Here is a 22,466-nt window from a genome sequence, read left to right as displayed (position 1 = left end):
CTCTTATGACGTAAGCTTACCTGATTTCGAGCGGGGGAAGAGTTCACATTTTGTTTAAGATTTCACGAGCAACGTCAGCACTTCATAATGCGCGGTATGCGGGAACATATCGAAAAGCTGAACGCGTTCAATGCGGTAGCCCGGCAGGCTGGCGATGTCTTTCGCCATGGTCTGGGCGTTACAGCTGGAATAGACGATGTACTCGGGTGCCATATGGCTCAGGTAGTCGCACAGCGCCTTGCCGATGCCGCGGCGCGGCGGGTTGACCAGCACCAGCTCCGGCACGTTGCCCTGGCCGGTCGCAAACTGCGTGGAGTCCAGCGCCTGGAAGTGCAGATTCGTTAACCCCAGCCCGGCGGCGGACTGCTTCGCGCAGGCAATCGCTTCGGCAGAGATCTCAATGCCGGTGAGCTGCATCTCTGGCGTGGCGCAGTGCAGACCAAAGCCGCCCACGCCGCAGAAGAGATCCCACATATGATGGACGTTTAACGCACGAACCCAGTCGCGGGCGGTGGCGTACAGGCTGCTTGCCACGGTCGGGTTGGTCTGGAAGAAGCTTTGCGGGCGGATCCACAGCGGCACGCCGTTGAAGCTTTCGGCCAGCGCGTGCTGGTCGGTGAAGAAAATCTCTTTCTCCCCTTCCATGATCGCCATATGCACCGGCTGAACGTTTGCCGTAATGACCTTCAGCTGCGGCAGCTGTTCCTGCAGCCACGGCAGCGCCGCGCGCAGCTGCTCCAGCTTGGCTTCCGAGCGCAGCACGAAGCGCAGCATCATGCCGCCGTCGAGTTGGCTTTCCGTCAGCAGAAGGTACTTCAGCTCGCCGCGCCTGCGGGCGACGTTGTAAGGCGTTAACCCTGCACGCGCGATAAACGGTTTCAGCGCGGCAAAGACGGGTTCAAACGAGGCGGGATACAGCGGGCAGCCGGTCAGGTCTTCCGGCGTGCCGTCGCGGTGCAGCATTCCCAGCAGCGGTTTTTCAACGCTGCCGCTGACCACCATTTTGGCTTTATTACGAAAGCCCTGCTCCGGGCCACTGACGGGTGCGCACCACTCGCCCACCGCGTGTGCTGCCAGCAGCTGTTGCAGGTCGGCCATTTTGGCGGTGAGTTGTTGAGAGACCGGCTGTTCTATCCACTGACAGGAGCGGCAGCGTCCGGCGTCATAGAGTGCGCACTGCATATGAAAACCTTAAGAATCACGAGGGCTGCGATTATACACATTATTGCAGGCGGAAGAACCGCCGGCTTGAGGCCGGAACGAAGAGTAGACAGAGCACCAGCATATCCGGCAATTTTTGCATAAACAGCGCGCGCAGGATCTCGCGTTTGGATTCCCCGGCAATGCTGAACAGCTCCGGGTAACCGTATCCCAGCGAGGCGGCCCACAGATAGCTGGCGGCGGTAATTTGCGTCAGCAGATAGACCCAGCGCGCCCAGTTGCGCCCTTTGACCAGCGAAAACGCGCAGTAGATCTCGATAAACACCAGCACCAGGCTGCTCAAAAAGACCAGCGTCAGATTCCAAGTCTGCACGCTGCGGTGAATGAATTCAGCTATGCCGCGCACGCCCAGGGTGTTCAGAATCATCAGCACGTCCAGGCAGCGGATCATAATAATGGCGAGCGCCGCCACCTGAACCAGAGCAGGTACGTTAGGACGCGCGTGCGTAGTACGTGATTTTTTTAATAATCCCAATGTCTTACTTCCCTGAAAAACAGTGCCGCGTCATGCGCGGCACATCACTGGAAATTTTAAATCCTTCAGCCGCGTCTTGCACGCTGGATATCGCGCACGCGCTGTTTTTCCGCGCGCGCCATCAAATACCAGGCGATAAATCCGACAATTCCGACCACGCCGAGGATGATGGAAGCCAGAGCGTTAATCTCCGGGTTGACCCCCATACGCACGCTGGAGAAGACCAGCATCGGCAGCGTCGTCGCGCCCGGTCCGGAGACAAAGCTGGCGATAACCAGATCGTCCAGCGACAGCGTAAACGCCAGCAGCCAGCCGGAGATCACCGCCGGCATAATCATCGGCAGGGTAATGATGAAAAAGACCTTCAGCGGCGTCGCACCAAGATCCATCGCCGCCTCTTCAATGGAGCGATCCAGCTCGCGCATGCGGGAGGAGATTACAACCGCCACGTAGGCCGTACAGAAGGTGACGTGCGCCAGCCAGATGGTGAGCATGCCGCGATCCGCCGGCCAGCCGATGGCGTGCGCCAGGGCCACGAACAGCAACAGCAGCGCGAGACCGGTGATCACGTCCGGCATGACCAGCGGCGCGGTGATCATAAAGGCGAACCCGTTTGAGCCACGAAAACGCCCGAATCGCACCATCACCAGCGCGGCGATCGTGCCCAGCACCGACGCCATTGTCGCCGCAAGGGCAGCAATGGTCAGACTCAGCCCCACCGCGCTCATCATCGCATCGTCGTGGAACAGCTCGCTGTACCAGCGCGTCGACCAGCCCGCCCAGACCGTTACCAGCTTAGAGCTGTTGAACGAGTAGATCACCAGCATCAGCATCGGCGCATACAGGAAGGTAAAGCCGATAACGAGGATCGCAATTCGCCACGGGGAGCGCACTACCGGTAAGTTGTTCATCCGTGATCTCCCATCTGTTTCTGCTGATGCTTGTGGAACCACATAATCGGCACGATCAGCAGCAGGAGCATCACGATCGCCACCGCCGAGGCCACCGGCCAGTCGCGGTTATTGAAGAACTCCTGCCACAGCACGCGGCCAATCATGATGCTGTCCGGGCCGCCGAGCAGTTCCGGGATCACAAACTCCCCTACCGCCGGGATAAAGACCAGCATTGACCCGGCGATAATGCCGCCTTTGGTCAGCGGGACAATCACGCTGAAGAAGGTTTTTAACGGACGGGCGCCAAGATCGAGCGACGCTTCCACGAGCGAGTAATCAATACGCGTCAGGGCCGTGTAGATCGGCAGAACCATAAACGGAAGATAGGCGTACACGATGCCAATATAGACCGCGAGGTTGGTGTGCAGGATCGTCAGCGGCTGATCGATAACCCCGAGCCACATCAGGAAGTTATTCAGCACGCCGTTGTTTTTCAGGATCCCCATCCAGGCGTAAACGCGGATCAGGAACGAGGTCCACGACGGCAGGATCACCAGCAGCAGCAGGATATTGCGCGTCGACGGCTTGCTGTGCGCCACCGCCCACGCCAGCGGGTAGCCCATCACCAGACAGCAGAGCGTCGAAATCGCCGCCACCTGCAGCGACTGCAGATAGGCTTCGAAATAGAGCGGATCGTCGGTGAGCTGCAGGAAGTTGCCGAGGTTAAGCGTCAGCGTCAGCTGCCCGTCGGCCCAGTCCAGCAGGTTGGTATAGGGCGGGATCGCCCGCGCCATTTCCGCCAGGCTTATCTTGAAAACAATCAGGAACGGCAGCAGGAACAGCAGGATCAGCCACACGTACGGCATGGCAATCACCAGCTTGCGGCCGTGGTTCATCTGCAAGCGCGTTAGCCACTGGGCAAAGCCGCCCGGCTTTTCTGCGCGAGCTGGAGGTTCAAGTGCACTCATTTGCCGCTCCTTATACCGTCAGCACGACGCAACTGTCAGCATCCCAGCACAGGCGCACTTCGTCACCCCATGTTGGCTGCCCCTTGCGGTAGCGATGTTCGTTCTGTAGCTGCGCGCTGAGCATCTGCCCGCTTTTCAGCCGCACGTGGTAGATAGACAGATCGCCCAGATAGGCAATGTGCACCACTTCGCCCACGGCAAAGTTATAGCCATCGGCAGGCGGATCCTCACAGAGCATGATCTTCTCCGGACGCAGCGCGACGTAGACCGGCACGTTGTCCACCACGGAGTTATCCGGATCGACCTTAAGCGGATGCTGCAGCCCCGGCGATTCGATGACCAGGCCATCCTCCTGACGATCTTTCAGCAGCCCTTCGAAGACGTTGACCGAGCCGATAAACTCCGCGCTGTAGCGTGTGGTCGGGTGCTCATAAATCTCTTCCGGCTCGCCAATCTGCACGAACTTCCCGCGGTTCATGATCGCGATGCGTCCGGCCATGGTCATCGCTTCTTCCTGGTCGTGGGTCACCATCACGCAGGTCACCCCCACGCGCTCGAGGATATCCACCACTTCGAGCTGCATACGGTCGCGCAGTTTTTTATCCAGCGCGCCCATCGGCTCATCGAGCAACAATAATTTCGGGCGTTTTGCCAGACTGCGAGCCAGAGCCACACGCTGGCGCTGGCCGCCGGAGAGCTGGTGCGGCTTACGCTTCGCGAACTCCTGCATGTGCACCAGGCTCAGCATCTCGGCCACGCGCGCGGTAATTTCGGCCTTCGGCAGCTTGTCCTGCTTCAGGCCAAAAGCGATGTTCTGCTCCACCGTCATGTGCGGGAACAGCGCGTAGGACTGGAACATCATGTTAATCGGGCGCTGATACGGCGGCACGCTGGAGAGATCCACGCCATCAAGCATGATTTGCCCGGCGGTGGGCTGTTCAAAACCGGCCAGCATACGCAGCAGGGTCGATTTACCGCAGCCAGAAGCCCCCAGAAGGGCAAAAATCTCGCCTTTATAGATAGTCAGGCTGACGTCATCCACGGCATGCTGGCCATCGAAAGATTTGGTGAGGTTACGAATTTCAAGAAGCGGGGTCAGCGCTTTACGGACTTTCGCCTGCGGGCGGGGGATCGCGTCATTCACGGGGTGTTCTCCGGCATAGATCAGTACTGGTGCAAACGCACCGTCAGGGTGCGCATCGCCGGGCGGCGCTAACGCTTGCCCGGCCTACGGGTTGTACAGGCCCGGTAGGCGACAGCGCCACCGGGCAACAATACCCAACGCCGTTATTTACCGCTTTTCACCTTGGTCCACGCGCGGGTACGCACGCGGTCAATTTTTGGATCCTGCACTTTCAGGGTGAAGAGCTTGGCGAACACATCCGCTGGCGGATAGATAGCCGGGTTGTTACGGATTTCTTCGCTTACCAGCGGCACGGAGGCCTTGTTACCGTTCGCGTAGTAAACGTGGTCGCTGATGTGGGCGATCACCTCAGGACGCATGAGGTAGTTGAGGAACTGATACGCTTCGTCTTTGTTTTTCGCATCAGCCGGCATCGCGAAGACGTCAAAGAAGGCCAGCGCCCCCTCTTTCGGAATGAAGTAAGAGACGTTCACGCCGTTTTTCGCCTCTTTCGCGCGGTTAGCCGCCTGCCACACGTCCCCTGCCCAGCCGATCGCGACGCAGATGTCGCCGTTCGCCAGGTCATTGATGTACTGAGACGAGTGGAAGTAACGAATGTTTGGACGCAGCTTCAGCAGCAGATCGGTCGCCGGGCCGGTGTAATCATCGGCTTTACTGCTGTTCGGGTCTTTGCCCAGGTAGTTCAGCACGGTGGCGAAAATCTCTTCCGGCGCATCGAGGAAGGAGACGCCGCAACTTTTCAGCTTCTCAAGGTTTTCCGGCTTCAGCACCACGTCCCAGCTGTCCAGCTTGACGTCCGGGCCCAGCACCGCTTTGACTTTATCCACGTTGTAGCCGATACCGGTGGTCGCCCACAGGTAAGGCATGGCGTATTTGTTGTCCGGGTCATGCTTCGCCACCAGCTTAAGCACTTCCGGATCGAGGTTTTTCCAGTTCGGTAACTTGCTCTTGTCCAGAGGCTGGAAGACGCCTGCCGTCAGCTGGCGCTCAAGGAAGCTTGCGGAAGGCACCACGAGATCAAACCCGGTGCTGCCCGCCATCAGTTTTCCTTCCAGCACTTCGTTGGAATCGAACACGTCGTAGACCACTTTAATGCCGGTCTCTTTTTCAAAATTCGCCACCGTGTCCGGCGCGATATAGTCAGACCAGTTGTAAACGTGCAGCGTTTTTTGTTCCGCAGCGAGCGTGCCGGCAGAGACGGCCATCAGAGCACCCGCAACCAGACCCGATAACCATTTTTTATTCAAGGCGATCATATCTTTATTCCTTCTGAAAGCTCGTTAACAAACGAACTAAAACTGTGCAATCTGAAGATATGCAATAATCATGCATAGTTTGTCGCTCTGCCCAAAATAAAAAGAAACCTCTTTACCCGGCAGCTTCCGCTCGCTTTTTTAAGCATCGCAAGAATAACTGTAGCCCGTGTCTCCGGCTATAGCCCAGACGAAAAAACGCCTTTTATCAATTTTTTATGCAGGTTATGTCTACGTGATAAGCCGAAACGGCCTTCAGGGAGGTGAAAAATTCTTTAAAGAAAGGTTAAAAGCAGCAGAAAAAATGGCCTTCTGCAGCCGCTATGGCAGCGACTGCGCAAAAGTCAGACAGGTTCAGTGAAGAAAATTGGGAGATGCATCATTATTCTCTGCATCATCTTCCGCGCTATACAGCAGATGGTGTGCATTGGCTTCCATCATGACCATGGAAATTTGCTCTTCGCTCAAGCGCATAAACCAGGAGAACTGCTTGAACGACAGCCCGGCACCGGAGAATAAAGACTGGCAAACGACCAGTTTTGGCAGATTATCATCCTGTATGTCGAGAAATGCTTTCACCGTCAAAGAACTGGCGTTGATCGCTGACAGGTCGGAGGCCAGCGCCAGCAGCGCGGACGGCTTCACTTCGGCCAGCGCGGAGAAAAGGATCACGTCGTTAATGAGATCGATTTTGGCATCGAAAATGCCGTCGAAATTCTGCATATGAGGCAGATGCAGCGCCTGGCAGGAATCGCATTCGAAGAACGTAATTCCGGCATCATCAAGCCATTGACGTAACGTATCCAGTGTAGGTACGACCTGTAAATCCATCGCTGTGCAGCCTCTTAATTAAAAACTTCGCATATACCCGTCATACTTCAAGTTGCATGTGCGTTGGCTGCGCTCGTTCACCCCAGTCACTTACTAATGTAAGCTCCAGGGGATTCACTCCCTTGCCGCCTTCCTGCAACTCGAATTATTTAGGGTATAGATTACGCAAAAAGTGCGTTCAATACCATTTAACCGCCCGTTTTCAGACAGTAGCCTGGCGTGGCATGACGCTCGATCCATGCGATCATTTTACCTGCAATATCGACACCTGTGGTTTTTTCTACGCCTTCCAGCCCCGGCGAAGCGTTCACCTCCATGACCAGCGGCCCGCGCGTCGCCCGCAGAAGGTCTACGCCCGCCACGTCCAGCCCCAGGGTTTGCGCCGCTTTTACGGCAATTTCACGTTCGCGATCGCTAATATGAGCTACCCGCGCCACGCCGCCGCGGTGAAGGTTAGAGCGGAAGTCGCCCTCTTTCGCCTGGCGCTCGATGGCCGCCACCACTTCATTGCCGACCACGAAGCAGCGAATATCGCGCCCTTTCGCCTCTTCGATGTACTCCTGCACCAGGATGTGGGCATTGAGGCCCCTAAAGGCGTCAATCACGCTCTCCGCCGCCTGACGCGTTTCCGCCAGCACTACGCCAATGCCCTGCGTGCCTTCCACCAGTTTGATGACCAAAGGCGCGCCGCCCACCATGTCGATGAGATCGCTGGTGTCGTCAGGTGAATGGGCAATCCCCGTGACGGGGAGATCGATCCCCTGACGGGCGAGGAGCTGCAGCGAGCGCAGCTTGTCGCGGGCGCGCGAAATGGCGACGGATTCATTGAGCGGATAGCTGCCCAGCATCTCGAACTGGCGCAGCGCGGCGGTGCCGTAATAGGTGATCTGGGAGCCGATGCGCGGGATCACGGCATCAAAGTGCGGCAGCTTGCGGCCTTTGTAGTGAATCGACGAGGCGGCCGGGTCAATGTTCATATAGCAGGACATCGGGTCGAGGATCTCAACCTGATGCCCGCGTTTCGCCGCCGCGTCTCGCAGGCGCTTACATGAATAGAGCGTTCCATCCCGGGACAATATGGCAATTTTCACCCTGCACCTCTCTGAAGACATGGAAAAAGCCTGCATATCATATACGCAGGCAGGCGCAGGCGGAATGGACTATCGCGTCGCCCAGCCCTGTTTGTGCAGGTAATCAAGAATAAACGGGCGGTTTTCTTTAATGATGGTGCGACGAATATGGTCAGTCCAGGTATCGCGACGGTTATTGCTGCCGCGCGTCAGGTAGTAGTTCGCCAGTTCTTCATCATATTGATTCAGAACGTCCTGATCGACCGGCTGGTAGTGGTTTTCGTGCACCAGCATGGCGGCAGGAATACGCGGCTTCAGATCCGGGTTATCCGCAGGCCAGCCGAGGCACAGGCCGAACAGCGGCAGGACGTGTTTTGGCAGCTTCAGCAGCTCGGTCACGCTTTCAATGTTGTTACGCAGGCCACCGATGTAGACACCGCCTAATCCCAGCGACTCTGCCGCCGTAAAGGCGTTTTGCGCCATCAGTGCGGTATCCACCACGCCCAGCAGCAGCTGTTCGGCCAGCCCCAGCTCGGCCTCAGGGCAGATCTGCAGGTGGCGGTTAAAGTCGGCGCAGAACACCCAGAACTCCGCGGCCTGGGCCACATGCTTCTGTCCGCCGGTCAGCGCGACCAGCTGTTCACGCATGGCCGGGTCGGTAATGCGGATAATCGAGCTACACTGCAGAAAGCTGGAGCTGGAGGTCGCCCTGGCGCTGTTAATAATCGCTTCGCGCTGCGCCTCGGTAATCGGCTCATCGGTGAAGTGGCGAATGGAACGGTGGGATGTGAGCAGGTCTATGGTTGGCGTCATCTTGTCTCTCTTTGTCTTGCTTAAACCTTATGGCAGCCAGTATAGGCAATGATTTGCGCGGTGTAATTGGCGAAACATAGCCTTACTGTATCAAAGCGACAGGCGAAACCTTCTTTAATGGCGGCAGGTTATCGGGCACTATATGTCCTATTCGCCGTCAGGCTTGTTTTTTGAGGAGAGAGAAATGTTTGCAGTAATTTTTGGTCGTCCAGGGTGCCCTTACTGTGTGCGCGCGAAAGAGCTGGCTGAGAAACTGACCGAAGAGCGCGATGACTTCAACTTCCGCTACGTGGACATCCACGCGGAAGGCATCACCAAAGCGGATCTCGAAAAAACCGTCGGCAAGCCGGTTGAAACCGTACCGCAGATCTTCCTCGATCAGAAACACATCGGCGGTTGCACTGACTTTGAAGCTTACGCCAAAGAGCATCTGGGCCTGTTTGCCGCCCAGTAATGCGAAGACGCCCTCACCCGGAGGGCGTTTTTATTTGTGGTGCCGTCGATGCTTAATCAGGCTGCACACAAACAAATAGCACAGGGCGCCGAGGGCGCACCAGAAGACGCCGCTCAGCAACCACGCCATCTCCTGCCAGAAACTTCGCGTTGACACATACAGCATGCGCATCAGCAGCAGACACAGCGGTGCCGCCAGCATTGCGCCAATAAGCGGCTTGACCACTTCTCCTTTACGGGAAAGAAAACTGGCTGCCGCTCCCGGCAGGGTAAAAAAGAGCAGCCCCAGCTCCGGGTGTCCGGCAGCCCTGAATGCCCCCTTCACATTAAAAGCGAGCGACATGCACACGACGGTAAACAGCAAAAAGCAGCTGATCACCCCCGCCCAGTTTCGTTTAATGTTCAAACTATCCTCCTGACTTATCTCTATCAAATACACCTTCGTCGGGTAGACGCCCAGTCAGATAAAGCAATGCGGCAATCCTTGCCAAAGTACGCACAGGGTGATGCGATAATAGGTAGCTGTCAGTAGCTAATACGATTAAACTATCGGCCAGCTAATGTTTTAGGGAATAAATTAGGTAACAGGGAGGGTTGAACACGTTCCCTGGCTCAGAAAACAGTAGCCCAAATAGTCCTTTCATTCAACAACTTACTGGTAAACAAGAAGTTAGCCTCCGTGAATATAAACGTCGCAGACTTGTTAAATGGGAATTACATCCTGTTATTATTTGTGGTACTGGCGCTGGGCCTCTGCCTGGGTAAATTGCGCCTGGGTTCAGTTCAACTTGGTAATTCCATTGGCGTTTTAGTCGTCTCCTTATTATTAGGCCAGCAGCACTTCAGCATTAACACGGACGCGCTCAACTTAGGCTTTATGCTGTTTATTTTTTGTGTTGGCGTGGAAGCGGGACCGAACTTTTTTTCAATTTTCTTCCGCGACGGCAAAAATTATCTGATGCTGGCGCTGGTGATGGTTGGCAGCGCGCTGCTGATCGCGTTAGGGCTGGGTAAACTGTTTGGCTGGGATATCGGGTTAACGGCCGGTATGCTGGCAGGCTCCATGACCTCCACCCCCGTGCTCGTGGGTGCCGGTGATACCCTGCGCCATTCCGGTATGGCCGGCGCGCAGCTTTCTACCGCCCTCGACCACCTGAGCCTGGGCTATGCCCTGACCTATCTGATTGGTCTGGTGAGCCTGATCGTCGGCGCGCGCTACCTGCCAAAACTTCAGCATCAGGATCTGCAGACCAGCGCCCAGCAAATCGCGCGCGAGCGCGGTCTCGATACCGATTCCAAACGTAAAGTCTATCTCCCGGTGATCCGCGCCTATCGCGTCGGGCCAGAGCTGGTGGCATGGGCTGACGGCAAAAACCTGCGCGAGCTGGGGATTTATCGCCAGACGGGCTGCTATATCGAACGTATCCGCCGCAACGGCATTCTGGCGAACCCGGACGGCGACGCGGTGCTGCAGATGGGCGACGACATCGCGCTGGTGGGTTACCCGGACGCCCACGCCCGTCTCGACCCGAGCTTCCGTAACGGCAAAGAGGTGTTCGATCGCGATCTGCTCGACATGCGTATCGTCACCGAAGAGATCGTGGTGAAAAACCATAACGCCGTGGGCCGCCGTCTGGCGCAGCTGAAGCTGACCGACCACGGCTGCTTCCTCAACCGCGTGATCCGCAGCCAGATTGAGATGCCGATCGACGATAACGTCGTGCTCAACAAAGGCGATGTTTTGCAGGTCAGCGGCGACGCGCGACGCGTGAAAACCGTTGCCGACCGCATCGGCTTTATCTCCATTCACAGCCAGGTCACCGACCTGCTGGCCTTCTGCGCCTTCTTTATCGTTGGCCTGATGATCGGGATGATCACCTTCCAGTTCAGCAACTTCAGTTTTGGCATCGGTAACGCCGCCGGGCTGCTGTTCGCCGGGATCATGCTGGGCTTCCTGCGAGCCAACCACCCAACCTTCGGCTACATTCCGCAGGGCGCGCTGAACATGGTGAAAGAGTTCGGTCTGATGGTGTTTATGGCGGGCGTCGGCTTAAGCGCGGGAAGCGGCATCGGCCACAGCCTGGGCGCCGTTGGCTGGCAGATGCTGGTTTCCGGACTTATCGTCAGCCTGGTGCCGGTGGTGATCTGCTTCCTGTTCGGCGCCTACGTGCTGCGCATGAACCGCGCCCTGCTGTTCGGGGCGATGATGGGCGCACGTACCTGTGCGCCGGCCATGGAAATCATCAGCGACACCGCGCGCAGCAACATCCCGGCGCTGGGGTATGCGGGCACGTACGCTATCGCTAACGTGCTGCTGACCCTGGCGGGTACGCTGATCATCATCATCTGGCCCGGACTCGGATAACTCCTAAGTTTGCGCGCGGGGAAAATTATTTTCGTCACGCGCAGAACTTTTTTATCAGGGGGCAGTCATAACTAGTGCCACTGCTTTTCTTTGATGTCCCCAATTTGTGGAGCCCATCAACCCCGCCGTTTTGGTTCAAGGTTGATGGGTTTTTTGTTGCCTGAAATTCCCGTACCTCTCATCTCCGCTTCTATCCTGCAATCAAAACATATATGATTAAACATATATAAATCATTCCACCTGCAGGAACGCCCATGCTCCACCCACTCCAGCTCTTTAAAACCCTCTCCGACGAAACGCGGCTCGCCATCGTCATGCTGCTCCGCGAAGCGGGCGAGCTGTGCGTCTGCGATCTCTGCTCCGCAACCACCGAGTCGCAGCCTAAGGTCTCCCGCCACATGGCGTTGCTGCGCGAGTCCGGGCTGGTTATCGACCGTCGCGAGGGGAAATGGGTCCATTACCGTTTGTCTCCCAACATGCCTGCATGGGCGGCAACCGTTATCGACAACAGCTGGAACTGCCTGCGGGAAGAGACGCGCATGAAGCTTAAAAACCGACTTTCAGGCTCGTGCTAGGCAAAACACATTCACAAAAACAGATATAACGGAGTAGAAGATGTTTCTGGCAGGGGCTATTTTTCTGTTTACGCTGGTACTGGTCATCTGGCAGCCCAAAGGGCTCAGTATCGGCTGGAGCGCGACTATCGGCGCCGTACTGGCGCTGGCCAGCGGCGTGATTCACATTAACGATATTCCGGTCGTGTGGAATATCGTCTGGAACGCCACGGCAACGTTCATTGCCATCATCATCATCAGCCTGCTGCTGGATGAGTCCGGCTTTTTCGAGTGGGCGGCGCTGCACGTTGCCCGCTGGGGGAACGGTCGCGGGCGATTGCTGTTTACGTATATCGTGCTGCTGGGCGCAGCCGTGGCGGCGCTGTTTGCCAATGACGGTGCGGCGCTGATCCTGACCCCTATCGTCATCGCCATGCTTCTGGCGCTGGGGTTCAGCAAGCAGGCCACGCTGGCGTTTGTGATGGCGGCGGGCTTCATCGCCGATACCGCCAGCCTGCCGCTGATTGTGTCTAACCTGGTCAACATCGTGTCGGCAGACTTCTTTAAGCTGGGGTTCAGCGAATACGCCTCGGTGATGATCCCGGTAGATATCGCCGCGATTGCCGCAACGCTGGTGATGCTGCATCTGTTCTTTCGCAAGGAAATCCCCCCGGAATATGACCTGGCAAAACTCCGCGAGCCCGCGCGGGCCATTCACGATCTCCCGACGTTCAGAACGGGCTGGATCGTCCTGCTGCTTCTGCTCGTCGGTTTCTTTGTGCTTGAACCTCTCGGCATTCCGGTCAGCGCCATCGCGACCGTCGGCGCGCTGATTTTATTCGCTGTCGCAAAACGCGGACATGCGATAAACACCGGAAAAGTGCTGCGCGGCGCGCCGTGGCAAATCGTCATCTTCTCGCTGGGGATGTATCTGGTGGTGTATGGCCTGCGCAATGCCGGGCTGACGGAATATCTCTCAGGCGTACTGGATAGCCTGGCCGGACACGGTCTGTGGGCCACCACGCTGGGAACCGGGTTCATCACCGCGTTTCTGTCATCCATAATGAACAATATGCCCACGGTGCTGATTGGCGCGCTCTCCATCGAGGGCAGTACGGCGACAGGATTGATTAAGGAAGCGATGATTTACGCCAACGTGATTGGCTGCGATCTGGGGCCGAAAATCACGCCTATCGGCAGCCTCGCCACCCTGCTCTGGCTCCACGTGCTGGCGCAGAAAAACATGACGATCACCTGGGGCTACTATTTCCGGACGGGCATCGTTATGACGCTGCCGGTCCTGTTTGTGACGCTCGCCGCGCTGGCGCTACGTCTCTCCTTCACACTGTAATGAGTCACTGATATGAGCCACATCACCATTTACCACAACCCCGCCTGCGGAACCTCGCGCAACACGCTGGAGATGATCCGCAACAGCGGGACGGAGCCAGAGATTATCCTTTATCTGGAAACCCCGCCGTCGCGCGATAAGCTGACCACCCTGATTGCCAAGATGGGCATTTCAGTGCGGGATCTGCTGCGTAAAAACGTGGAGCCCTATGAACAGCTCGGCCTTGCCGACGATAAGTTCACCGACGACCAGCTTATTGATTTTATGCTGCAGCACCCGATCCTGATTAACCGTCCGATCGTGGTGACGCCGCTGGGCACCCGCCTGTGCCGACCGTCTGAAGTCGTCCTCGACATCCTGCCGGATGTGCAGAAAGGGGCGTTTACGAAAGAAGATGGTGAAGCCGTCGTGGACTCCAGCGGCAAAAAAATATCGCCAAAGTAACCCGTTGATAATGGCGCAGTAAGGCCTTCCAGCCGCATACCCCACCCATCTGCCAGGTTGCATCAGCCGAAACCCGGCACATACTTCTGAGGGTTAATCCTGGTGAGGGTATGCAGCTATGGGCTTTAAGAACAAAACCGCCGTTATCTTTGGCGGAAGCGGCGTCATCGGCAGTTCAGTGGCGCACGCTCTGGCGCGTGAAGGGGCGGATGTGTACTTCGCCGCACGCGACCACGCCAGGCTGGAGCAGGTCGCCAGCAGCATTCGCGCCGCGGGCGGTTCTGCCAGCACGTTTGTTTTCGATGCGCTCGAGGAGTCCTCGCTGCTCCCCGACCTTGCCCGCATTGATATCGTCGTCAACGCCACGGGCTTTATGCACGATCAGGGCAAACGCCTTGAGGCGTTAACGCTTGATGAGTTCAGGCAGGGTTTTGATCCCTTCCTGGCTGCCTACTTTAACATTGCGAAAGCCGTGTCGCCCCGCATGGGCGGCGAGCATGGTGGAGTCATTATTACCGTCGTCGCGCCTGCCGCGAACATGACGATCGCGGGCCACCTCGGGCATATCGTCGGCTGCGCGGGAACGGAAGCCTTGACCCGGGCGCTGGCGGCGGAACTGGGGACAAAAAATATTCGCGTGCTGTGCGTGCGTTCGCACGCGATAGCAGACGCGGTGCAGGCGGGTTCGTATGTGGGAGCCATTTTCGCCGCCAGGGCGCAGACGATGGGGATTACGGTTGAGCAGTTTCTCAGCGGTGCCGCGCAAAGCACCCTGACGCGTCGCCTGCCGACGCTGGCACAGGTGGCAGACACGATTACGTTTCTGGCCTCAGATGCGGCAGGCGCTATGACGGGAACCACCGTCAATATGACCGCGGGCGCAACCTAGCGGCCACCCTCGCCCGCAATTCTCCCCACCATCGCCCGGATCTCTTCGCGCGTTAACGGCGCCCGGTCGGTGACATAGTGCAGCGTCATCCCTTCGATAAACGCGTCCAGGGCGCGGGTGGTAACCGGGTCGAACCACTGCTCCAGCGTGGTCTGGCTCATTTTCATCCAGTCCTGCATCACCGTTTTGAGCGCCGCGCTGCGGTGCATAAAGGCGTAGAGCTGATACATCAGCGCCATGTTGTGCGGCGTGGTCACCTGCGAGCTGTGGATCAGGGTGGTGATGGATTCGCACGCCATTTCCGGCCCGGTGACGCCGGCGAAGAAATCCCGGTACTGCTGCGACATCTGCCGGGTAAACCACGTGAAGGCCTCCTCCAGCAGCGGCTCCATGCCGTCGAAATAGTAGGTCATCGACCCCAGCGGCACGCCCGCGCAGGTGGCGATTTTACGGTGCGTGACGGCGTGAATGCCGTGCTCGGCAATGGTATCGAGCGTTGCCTGCAGGATCTTCTCCCGGCGATGCGGATCGTTCGGTGGTCTGCTCATAAATTCCTCACGTGGTTTGTGTACAAATGTACACAAACTTGCTAGTGTTGTCGCTATTGTTGTACTTCTGGTGCTACCCCAATGACGAAGACCTCTCCCCGTAAAGCCCTGCAGCGACGCCTGTGGGCGCTGTTTATGTTCTTCTTTATTCCCGGCCTGCTGATGGCCTCCTGGGCCACGCGCACCCCCGCCATTCGCGATATTTTGTCCGTTTCTACCGCCGAGATGGGCATCGTGCTGTTCGGCCTGTCGATAGGCTCCATGAGCGGCATCCTCTGCTCCGCGTGGCTGGTAAAGCGCTTTGGTACGCGAGCGGTGATCCGCACCACCATGTGCTTTGCCGTGTTCGGGATGGGCATATTAAGCGTGGCGCTGTGGTTTGCCTCGCCGGTGCTGTTCGCCCTGGGCCTGACGGTATTTGGCGGCAGCTTCGGTTCGGCGGAAGTTGCCATCAACGTGGAAGGGGCGGCGGTCGAACGTGAGATGAATAAAACCGTGCTGCCGATGATGCACGGTTTTTACAGCCTCGGCACGCTGGCCGGTGCGGGCGTGGGGATGGCGCTGACGGCCACCGGCGTAAGCGCGAATCTGCATATCCTGCTGGCGGCGCTGGTGTGCATCATTCCGATCCTGACCGGCATCCGGGCCATCCCGGACGGCACCGGTAAAAACTCCGCTGACGAACAGCACTCGGCTGAAAAAGGGCTGCCCTTCTACCGCGACTTCCAGCTGATGCTGATCGGCGTGGTGGTGCTGGCGATGGCGTTCGCGGAAGGTTCCGCCAACGACTGGCTGCCGCTGCTGATGGTGGACGGTCACGGCTTTAGCCCGACCTCCGGCTCGCTGATTTACGCCGGGTTTACGCTGGGGATGACCGTCGGGCGCTTCACCGGCGGCTGGTTTATCGACCGCTATAGCCGCGTGGCGGTGGTGCGCGCCAGCGCCCTGCTCGGCGGCCTGGGTATCGCGATGATCATCTTTGTGGACGTGGACTGGATTGCGGGCGTTTCCGTGATCCTCTGGGGACTGGGGGCATCACTTGGCTTCCCGCTGACCATTTCCGCCGCCAGCGACACCGGCCCGGATGCCCCGACGCGCGTCAGCGTGGTGGCGACCACGGGCTATCTCGCCTTCCTGGTCGGGCCGCCGCTGCTCGGCTTCCTCGGCGAGCACTACGGGCTGCGCAGCGCCATGCTGGTGGTGTTAGGGTTGGTCATCATCGCCGCGCTGGTGGCGCGCGCGGTGGCAAAGCCGGAAACGAATCAAACGACACTGGAGAAGGGATATGAGCGTTAAACTGATCGCCGTCGACATGGATGGTACTTTTCTGAGCGATGCCAAGACCTATAATCGGCCGCGCTTTCTGGCGCAGTACGCCCGCATGAAGGCGCAAGGAATCCGCTTCGTGGTCGCCAGCGGCAACCAGTATTACCAGCTGATCTCCTTTTTCCCGGAGATTGCGCATGAGATTGCGTTCGTCGCCGAAAACGGCGGCTGGGTCGTGAGCGAAGGTGAAGATGTCTTTAACGGCGAACTGTCGAAAGCCCATTTCGAGACCGTCGCGAACGTGCTAAACGAGGTTCCGGGCATTGAGATCATCGCCTGCGGGAAAAGCAGCGCGTACACGCTGAAATGCTATGACGAGGGCTTTAAGGATATCGCGGCGAAGTATTACCACCGCCTCGAAATGGTCAGCGATTTCGATAACCTGAACGATATTTTCTTCAAGTTCGGGCTTAACGTCTCTGACGATGAAATTCCGCGGATTCAGGCGCTGCTGCATGAAAAGCTGAGCGACATCATGGTGCCCGTCACCACCGGTCACGGCAGTATCGATCTGATTATCCCCGGCGTGCATAAAGCTAACGGCCTGCGGATCCTGCAAAAGCGCTGGGGCATAGACGACAGCGAAGTGGTGGCCTTCGGCGACAGCGGCAACGACGTGGAGATGCTGCGCCAGTCCGGGTTCAGCTTTGCGATGGCGAATGCCAGACCGCATATTAAATCGGCCGCGCGTTTTGAAGCGCCGCACAATAACGATGAAGGCGTTTTAAACGTGATTGAGAAGGTGTTGAACGGGGAGGCACCGTTTAATTGACCGCGTGCGGTCTGGCGCCCTCACCCCTCACCCTGGCCCTCTCCCCAAAGGGGAGAGGGAAAAAAGATTATGGTTGCAGGGCGTTCCCGACGCGTTTATCTTTCAGGAACACCACCATCAGGCCAACCCACAGCGCGCCGTTGGCGAGGTTAAACAGGCTGAACAGCCCGTTGCCGCCCATCGCGTAGGCATGTTTGCTCACTTCAATACCGACGGTAAAAATCAGCATCTGCAGCATTCCCATCGCCGCTGACACCGTGCCTTTACTCATCTCGCTGGCAAACAGCGTCAGGCGCACCAGCCCGGCGTTGGCCACGCCAATTCCGAAGGCATAGAGGCTCAGCCCCGCCGTCATCCACAGGTAGGCGTGGGATGACGCGACGGTCGCCACCGCAGCCAGAATCAGCCCTGCCGCAATCGGCCAGCCGCCCATGATAATCAGGGAACGCACGGTCCGGCGTGACGTCAGGCGTGCCAGCACCAGGTTACCGATAATCAGCGCGCCAAAGATCGGCACCTGCAGCAGGCCATACTCGTAGCTGCTGAGCTTTTCACCGCTGATGATAATGACCGGCGACTGCGCGATCCACGCCAGCAGCGGCAGGCTAACGAACCCGGTCGCCAGCGCGCCCGCCACAAATCGGCCATTCTTCAGCACTTCTTTGTAATCCCGACCCAGCTCTTTCAGCGAGAGTTTCTCGCCGATGCGGGTGGCCGTTTCCGGCATCGCCCGGTGCAGGCCAAAGAACGCGAAGGCGGCGAGAAGCGCAAAGAGCACAAACATCCCTTCCCACGGCGCAACGTGCACCCACGCGGCCCCCACCAGCGGCCCGAGCAAGGGGGCGATCAGCGCGACGTTCGCCATCAGCGCGGTAATTTTGATACATACCGCCTCTTCAAACGACTCCTGAATGGCGGCATACCCCACGGCGCCGATAAAGCACAGGCTCACCCCCTGCAGGAAACGCAGCAGGGTAAATTGTTCAATGTTTTGCGCCAGCAGCGTGGCGAGACAGGTGACGATGAACCACACCACGCCCGTCAGCATTACCGGACGACGGCCAATACGATCCGACAGCGGGCCTAACAGCCACTGTAAAAACATGCCGCCGGCCAGATAGGCGGTCATGGAGGTCGGCACCCACTCAATACCCGCGTTGTACTGCGCCACAACGGCCAGCATACCGGGCTGGATCATATCGTTGCCGATATAGGTAGAGAATTCGTAGAGCACCAGACACAGAGGGAAAAGCAACGCCTGACGACCCAGACGTGAACCAGAAGAAGAACGGTTTAACATGCAATCTCTTTATAATGACAAAATCGCGACGAGTTTAATGAAATGCCGCAGCCCGAGATAGTGATTTATCGAGGATAAACAGAAATAAAGCACATATCGTCTTCGTTTAAGGTTTCCTTAAGTTGACACTTTTATGATAGCGCGATTACTCGTCAACGATCCCAAATTATGGCACTCACCTCCAGCCGTTCAGAATTGTCTAACTTACAGACAAATAAGACAAAACGACTTTACCGCTTACCGACCCGCTTTTATGGTTATCAGCTTTTCGTACTGATCGCCCTTGCCGTGGTCTTTACGTGGCTATCGCGCAGTGAAGCGCTCGACAGATGGATCACCGGCTTTTGGTATGACGCGGCAACGCAGAGCTTTCCGCTCCAGAAGGACCACCTGCTGGATCTGCTGAACCACCGACTGGCGAAGTACATCGCCATCGGCTTAGGTGCCGTAGCGCTGTTTTACGGCGCCTACAAGCGCAACGCAAGGCTGGTGACGGCGGCGCTACTGATGGGCGTTGGCGCGCTGGTGGTAGGCGTGCTGAAAAGCGTGAGCCATCACAGCTGCCCGTGGGATCTGGTGGAATATGGCGGTAAGGCTATGTCTTATCCCCTGTTCAGCGCCGTCCCTGCTGACAGCGGTCCGGGGCGCTGTTTTCCCGGCGGTCATGCATCCAGCGGCTTTATGGTGATGGGGCTGTTTTTTGCCTTCTGGCGCGAGCGTCCGCGTCTCGCCTGGTGCTTCGTCGCGCTGGGCGTGGTGTTAGGTCTGGCGATGGGCTACGGCCAGGTCATGCGCGGGGCGCATTTTTTCTCTCACAACCTGTGGGCCGGGTGGTGGGTCTGGTTTTCCCAGGTGGTGGTCTACGGACTTATTTCCATCCGGTTTGCTAAAGAGTGATAACGCTATGTTAGAGAATCTGAATTATCAGCTGTTTTATCTGATCAACGCCACGCCGGCCTCGCCTGAGTGGACGATCGATTTTGCCACCTTTCTGGCAAAAGATCTGATCAGCATCGTGCCTACACTGGCTGCGATTCTCTGGCTGTGGGGTCCCCGCAGCCAGGTGAAGGCGCAGCGCCAGCTGGTGATTAAAGTCGCGATGGCGCTCGGGGTAAGCGTCCTGGTCAGCTACATTCTCGGCCATGCGTTCCCGCACGATCGTCCTTTTGTCGATCATGTCGGCTATACCTTCCTGCACCACGCGCCGGATGACTCGTTCCCGAGCGATCACGGAACGGTGATCTTTACCTTCGCGCTGGCTTTCCTGTTCTGGCATCGCCTGTGGTCCGGTGCGGTCCTGATGGTGGCGGCCCTGGCAATTGCCTGGTCTCGCGTTTACCTGGGCGTTCACTGGCCGCTGGATATGGTGGGCGGTTTCCTGGTGGGGCTGATTGGCTGCGTGAGCGCGGCTATCCTGTGGAGCCTCTTTGGCGAAGCGCTTTACCGCACGCTGTCTTCGCTTTATCGCGCCATTTTCGCTATCCCGATCCGCAAAGGCTGGATACGTGACTAACCCCAACCTGACAGGTTACACTTGAACCCCCGCCCTGCGGGGGTTCACTTTTTTATCCCGAGGAACTATGGAAACACGTCGCGATGACCGCATTGCTCAGCTGCTACAGGCGCTGAAGCGCAGCGATAAGCTGCATCTTAAGGAAGCCGCCAACCTCCTCGGCGTCTCAGAGATGACCATTCGTCGGGATCTGAACAGCGAAAGCGCGCCCGTCGTGCTGCTCGGCGGGTATATTGTGCTTGAGCCGCGTAGCGCCAGCCATTATCTGATCAGCGACCAGAAGACGCGCCTGGTGGAAGAGAAACGCAAAGCCGCCCGGCTTGCGGCCTCACTGGTACAGCCGCACCAGACGCTGTTTTTTGACTGCGGAACCACCACGCCGTGGATTATCGAAGCCATCGACAGCAGCATCCCTTTTACCGCCGTGTGCTACTCCCTGAACACCTTTCTGGCGCTTCAGGAGAAACCGGAGTGCCGGGTGATCCTCTGCGGCGGTGAGTTTCACGCCAGCAACGCCATCTTTAAGCCGCTCAACCTGCAGGATACGCTCAGCAATCTCTGCCCGGATATCGCGTTTTATTCCGCCGCAGGCGTCAACGTGCGTCAGGGTGCGACCTGCTTTAACCTGGAAGAATTACCGGTGAAGCACTGGGCGTTAAGCGCGGCGCAGTATCATGTGCTGGTGGTCGATCACAGCAAGTTTGGCAAGGTGCGTTCGGCAAGAATGGGCGAGCTGGCGCAGTTCGATGCCATCGTCAGCGACTGCCGCCCGGACGACGAGATCGTGGCCCACGCGAAGGCGCAGCAGGTGAAGTTAATGTATTAAGAGGGTGCGGTCTGATGCCCGCCCCCCGCCCCTCTCCCACAGGAGAGGGAGAAAAAACGTAGGCCGGGTAAGCGCAGCGTCACCCGGCAAAAAACTTAGCTAAACCAGCTGCCAAACCACCCGTGGAATTTCATCATCACGAAATCCCACATCCGGCTGAAGAAGCCGCCCTCTTCCACCGCCTCCATTACAATCAGCGGACGCTGTTCAATCGACTTACCGTTTAGCTGGAAATCAATCGTCCCGACCACCTGGCCTTTTTTCAGCGGAGCCGTAAGCTGCGGGTCGGTCAGGGTATAGCTGGCCTTCAGGTTTTTCAGCTGACCGCGCGGAATGGTCACCGAGCCGCCTTCACCCGCCCCGAGATTGACTTCACTCTTGTCGCCAAACCAGACGCGCTGGCTGACGAACGTGGCATCCGGTTTAATCGGCGTCACGGTTTCATAGAAGCGGAAGCCCCAGGTCAGCAGTTTTTCTGACTCATTAAAGCGAATACGGTCGGTTTTGGTGCCCAGCACCACCGAAATCAGGCGCATGTCGCCCTGGGTCGCGGAGGCCACCAGGTTATAGCCCGCGCCCGCCGTGGTGCCGGTTTTCATTCCGTCCACGTTAACGTTGCTGCTCCACAGCAGGCGGTTGCGGTTCGGCTGGCGGATTTTATTGAAGGTAAACTCTTTCTCTTTATGGATGGCGTATTCATCCGGCACGTCGTGGATCAGCGCTTTCCCCAGCAGCGCCATGTCGCGCGCGGTACTGAACTGTCCCGGCGAATCCAGACCGTGAACCGTTTTGAACGTGGTGTTGGTTAAGCCCAGTTTCTGCGCGTAGCCATTCATCAAGCCAATGAAAGAATCCTGGCTGCCGGCAACGTAATCGGCCAGCGCGATGCACGCATCATTTCCCGACTGAATAATTACCCCTTTGTTCAGATCGGAAACGGAGACCTGATCCCCCGGCTTCAGGAACATCACCGAAGAGCCCCGCAGCGCCGGGTTGCCGGTCGCCCAGGCATCCTTCCCGATGGTGACCATATCGTCCAGCTTGATCTTGCCCGCTTTCAACGCCTGGCCGACCACATAGCTGGTCATGATTTTGGTCAGGCTTGCCGGATCGAGTTTCTCATCCGCGTTGCCTTCCGCCAGCACTTTACCGCTGGAGTAGTCCATCAGGATCCAGGCGCGCGCATCCACAGGCGGCGCTTCGGGCGCAGCCTGTTCAGCTGCGTAGAGCGTTGGTGCAAAAAGGAAAAGGAGCGCAGAGCCTGTCGCAAGGCTGCGCAGAGAAGTCATTTTACGCGTCATAAATGCCACCCGAGTGTCCATTCAAAAATTACGTCACATCACCGTGTCGCAAGAAGCGATGAGTAATAGCGCACTAAAACGGTTAAAGAAACCCAACGAGGGTAAAGTTATTAAAGTTTATGCAATAACATTCAGATACGCTTTGATTCAGACGAT

General features: G+C 57.6%; 24 protein-coding genes. 11 read left to right on the top strand and 13 right to left on the bottom strand.

Annotated features, from left to right (window positions below; genetic code table 11):
• Positions 1–54 precede the first annotated feature (54 nt).
• From rlmC to nfsA, 9 genes are all read right to left on the bottom strand, one after another.
• On the bottom strand, positions 55–1,182 hold the full coding sequence (rlmC, locus tag USF70_RS02835; RefSeq protein WP_320735250.1) for a 23S rRNA (uracil(747)-C(5))-methyltransferase RlmC: 1,128 nt from the start codon (positions 1,180–1,182) through the stop codon (positions 55–57).
• 40 nt (positions 1,183–1,222) lie between these two features.
• Positions 1,223–1,696 carry a YbjO family protein gene (locus USF70_RS02830; protein ID WP_167818285.1) on the bottom strand — a complete coding sequence of 158 codons (474 nt, stop codon included), beginning with the start codon at positions 1,694–1,696 and terminating at the stop codon, positions 1,223–1,225.
• A 65-nt stretch (positions 1,697–1,761) separates the two neighbouring features.
• Entirely contained in the window at positions 1,762–2,607 is an 846-nt protein-coding gene (potI, locus tag USF70_RS02825; protein WP_029739447.1) for a putrescine ABC transporter permease PotI, read from the bottom strand.
• Positions 2,604–3,557 (bottom strand): putrescine ABC transporter permease PotH, encoded by a 954-nt coding sequence (gene potH / locus USF70_RS02820; RefSeq protein WP_033145043.1) that lies wholly within the window; start codon positions 3,555–3,557, stop codon positions 2,604–2,606. The genes potI and potH overlap by 4 nt, the downstream gene beginning before the upstream one ends.
• Positions 3,558–3,567: 10 nt before the next feature.
• Positions 3,568–4,701, bottom strand: a complete 1,134-nt coding sequence (potG, locus tag USF70_RS02815; RefSeq protein ID WP_024907855.1) for a putrescine ABC transporter ATP-binding subunit PotG — start codon at positions 4,699–4,701, stop codon at positions 3,568–3,570.
• A gap of 143 nt (positions 4,702–4,844) precedes the next feature.
• Complete coding sequence (potF, locus tag USF70_RS02810; RefSeq protein WP_023335062.1) at positions 4,845–5,957, bottom strand: spermidine/putrescine ABC transporter substrate-binding protein PotF; 1,113 nt, start codon at positions 5,955–5,957, stop codon at positions 4,845–4,847.
• A 351-nt stretch (positions 5,958–6,308) separates the two neighbouring features.
• Positions 6,309–6,785, bottom strand: coding sequence for a YbjN domain-containing protein (locus USF70_RS02805; protein ID WP_014169308.1), 477 nt, complete (start codon positions 6,783–6,785; stop codon positions 6,309–6,311).
• A gap of 188 nt (positions 6,786–6,973) precedes the next feature.
• Complete coding sequence (rimK, locus tag USF70_RS02800) at positions 6,974–7,876, bottom strand: 30S ribosomal protein S6--L-glutamate ligase (RefSeq protein WP_143347322.1); 903 nt, start codon at positions 7,874–7,876, stop codon at positions 6,974–6,976.
• Positions 7,877–7,945: 69 nt separating this feature from the next.
• A complete protein-coding gene (gene nfsA, locus USF70_RS02795; protein ID WP_033145041.1) occupies positions 7,946–8,668 on the bottom strand; it encodes a nitroreductase NfsA in 723 nt (240 codons plus the stop codon).
• Between the two features lie 184 nt (positions 8,669–8,852).
• Between nfsA and USF70_RS02790 the strand changes: the two genes are divergently transcribed.
• Positions 8,853–9,122: a GrxA family glutaredoxin gene (locus USF70_RS02790; protein WP_006809455.1), complete on the top strand. Its 270-nt coding sequence runs from the start codon at positions 8,853–8,855 to the stop codon at positions 9,120–9,122.
• A gap of 30 nt (positions 9,123–9,152) precedes the next feature.
• Here USF70_RS02790 and USF70_RS02785 read toward each other — a convergent pair whose 3' ends face one another.
• Entirely contained in the window at positions 9,153–9,527 is a 375-nt protein-coding gene (locus USF70_RS02785; RefSeq protein ID WP_033145040.1) for an inner membrane protein YbjM, read from the bottom strand.
• A gap of 273 nt (positions 9,528–9,800) precedes the next feature.
• Between USF70_RS02785 and USF70_RS02780 the strand changes: the two genes are divergently transcribed.
• From USF70_RS02780 to USF70_RS02760, 5 genes are all read left to right on the top strand, one after another.
• Positions 9,801–11,486, top strand: a complete 1,686-nt coding sequence (locus USF70_RS02780; protein ID WP_014169303.1) for an aspartate:alanine antiporter — start codon at positions 9,801–9,803, stop codon at positions 11,484–11,486.
• A 254-nt stretch (positions 11,487–11,740) separates the two neighbouring features.
• Positions 11,741–12,061 carry a metalloregulator ArsR/SmtB family transcription factor gene (locus tag USF70_RS02775; protein WP_045142923.1) on the top strand — a complete coding sequence of 107 codons (321 nt, stop codon included), beginning with the start codon at positions 11,741–11,743 and terminating at the stop codon, positions 12,059–12,061.
• A gap of 40 nt (positions 12,062–12,101) precedes the next feature.
• Positions 12,102–13,391 (top strand): arsenic transporter, encoded by a 1,290-nt coding sequence (locus USF70_RS02770; protein WP_320735249.1) that lies wholly within the window; start codon positions 12,102–12,104, stop codon positions 13,389–13,391.
• 12 nt (positions 13,392–13,403) lie between these two features.
• On the top strand, positions 13,404–13,835 hold the full coding sequence (gene arsC, locus USF70_RS02765; protein ID WP_320735248.1) for a glutaredoxin-dependent arsenate reductase: 432 nt from the start codon (positions 13,404–13,406) through the stop codon (positions 13,833–13,835).
• A gap of 118 nt (positions 13,836–13,953) precedes the next feature.
• Positions 13,954–14,724, top strand: coding sequence for an SDR family NAD(P)-dependent oxidoreductase (locus USF70_RS02760; RefSeq protein WP_033145036.1), 771 nt, complete (start codon positions 13,954–13,956; stop codon positions 14,722–14,724).
• Here USF70_RS02760 and USF70_RS02755 read toward each other — a convergent pair.
• On the bottom strand, positions 14,721–15,272 hold the full coding sequence (locus tag USF70_RS02755) for a TetR/AcrR family transcriptional regulator (protein ID WP_033145035.1): 552 nt from the start codon (positions 15,270–15,272) through the stop codon (positions 14,721–14,723). The two genes, USF70_RS02760 and USF70_RS02755, sit on opposite strands and share 4 nt — an antisense overlap.
• An 81-nt stretch (positions 15,273–15,353) precedes the next feature.
• On the opposite strand from USF70_RS02755, the gene USF70_RS02750 reads away from it, so the two are divergent.
• Positions 15,354–16,568: an MFS transporter gene (locus USF70_RS02750; protein ID WP_033145034.1), complete on the top strand. Its 1,215-nt coding sequence runs from the start codon at positions 15,354–15,356 to the stop codon at positions 16,566–16,568.
• Positions 16,558–17,370, top strand: coding sequence for a Cof-type HAD-IIB family hydrolase (locus tag USF70_RS02745; RefSeq protein ID WP_047061466.1), 813 nt, complete (start codon positions 16,558–16,560; stop codon positions 17,368–17,370). Before USF70_RS02750 ends, USF70_RS02745 begins: the two co-directional genes overlap by 11 nt.
• Before the next feature lie 67 nt (positions 17,371–17,437).
• Here USF70_RS02745 and USF70_RS02740 read toward each other — a convergent pair whose 3' ends face one another.
• Positions 17,438–18,670, bottom strand: a complete 1,233-nt coding sequence (locus USF70_RS02740; RefSeq protein WP_032661345.1) for an MFS transporter — start codon at positions 18,668–18,670, stop codon at positions 17,438–17,440.
• Between the two features lie 168 nt (positions 18,671–18,838).
• On the opposite strand from USF70_RS02740, the gene USF70_RS02735 reads away from it, so the two are divergent.
• The 3 genes from USF70_RS02735 (at position 18,839) to deoR (ending at position 21,009) form a co-directional block, all read left to right on the top strand.
• Positions 18,839–19,567: a phosphatase PAP2 family protein gene (locus USF70_RS02735; protein WP_058841660.1), complete on the top strand. Its 729-nt coding sequence runs from the start codon at positions 18,839–18,841 to the stop codon at positions 19,565–19,567.
• A 7-nt stretch (positions 19,568–19,574) separates the two neighbouring features.
• Positions 19,575–20,183, top strand: a complete 609-nt coding sequence (gene ybjG, locus USF70_RS02730) for an undecaprenyl-diphosphate phosphatase (RefSeq protein ID WP_320735247.1) — start codon at positions 19,575–19,577, stop codon at positions 20,181–20,183.
• A 67-nt stretch (positions 20,184–20,250) separates the two neighbouring features.
• Positions 20,251–21,009 carry a DNA-binding transcriptional repressor DeoR gene (deoR, locus tag USF70_RS02725; RefSeq protein WP_008503427.1) on the top strand — a complete coding sequence of 253 codons (759 nt, stop codon included), beginning with the start codon at positions 20,251–20,253 and terminating at the stop codon, positions 21,007–21,009.
• A 95-nt stretch (positions 21,010–21,104) separates the two neighbouring features.
• Here the strand turns inward: deoR and dacC are convergent, their stop codons facing one another.
• Positions 21,105–22,310, bottom strand: a complete 1,206-nt coding sequence (gene dacC / locus USF70_RS02720; RefSeq protein ID WP_032661393.1) for a serine-type D-Ala-D-Ala carboxypeptidase — start codon at positions 22,308–22,310, stop codon at positions 21,105–21,107.
• Positions 22,311–22,466 lie beyond the last annotated feature (156 nt).

It is taken from the genome of Enterobacter sp. 237C8 (assembly GCF_034106865.1).
GTDB lineage: Bacteria > Pseudomonadota > Gammaproteobacteria > Enterobacterales > Enterobacteriaceae > Enterobacter > Enterobacter asburiae_B.
The sequence above is the reverse complement of the archived record's forward strand: the minus strand, read 5'-3'. Positions and strand labels throughout refer to the sequence as shown.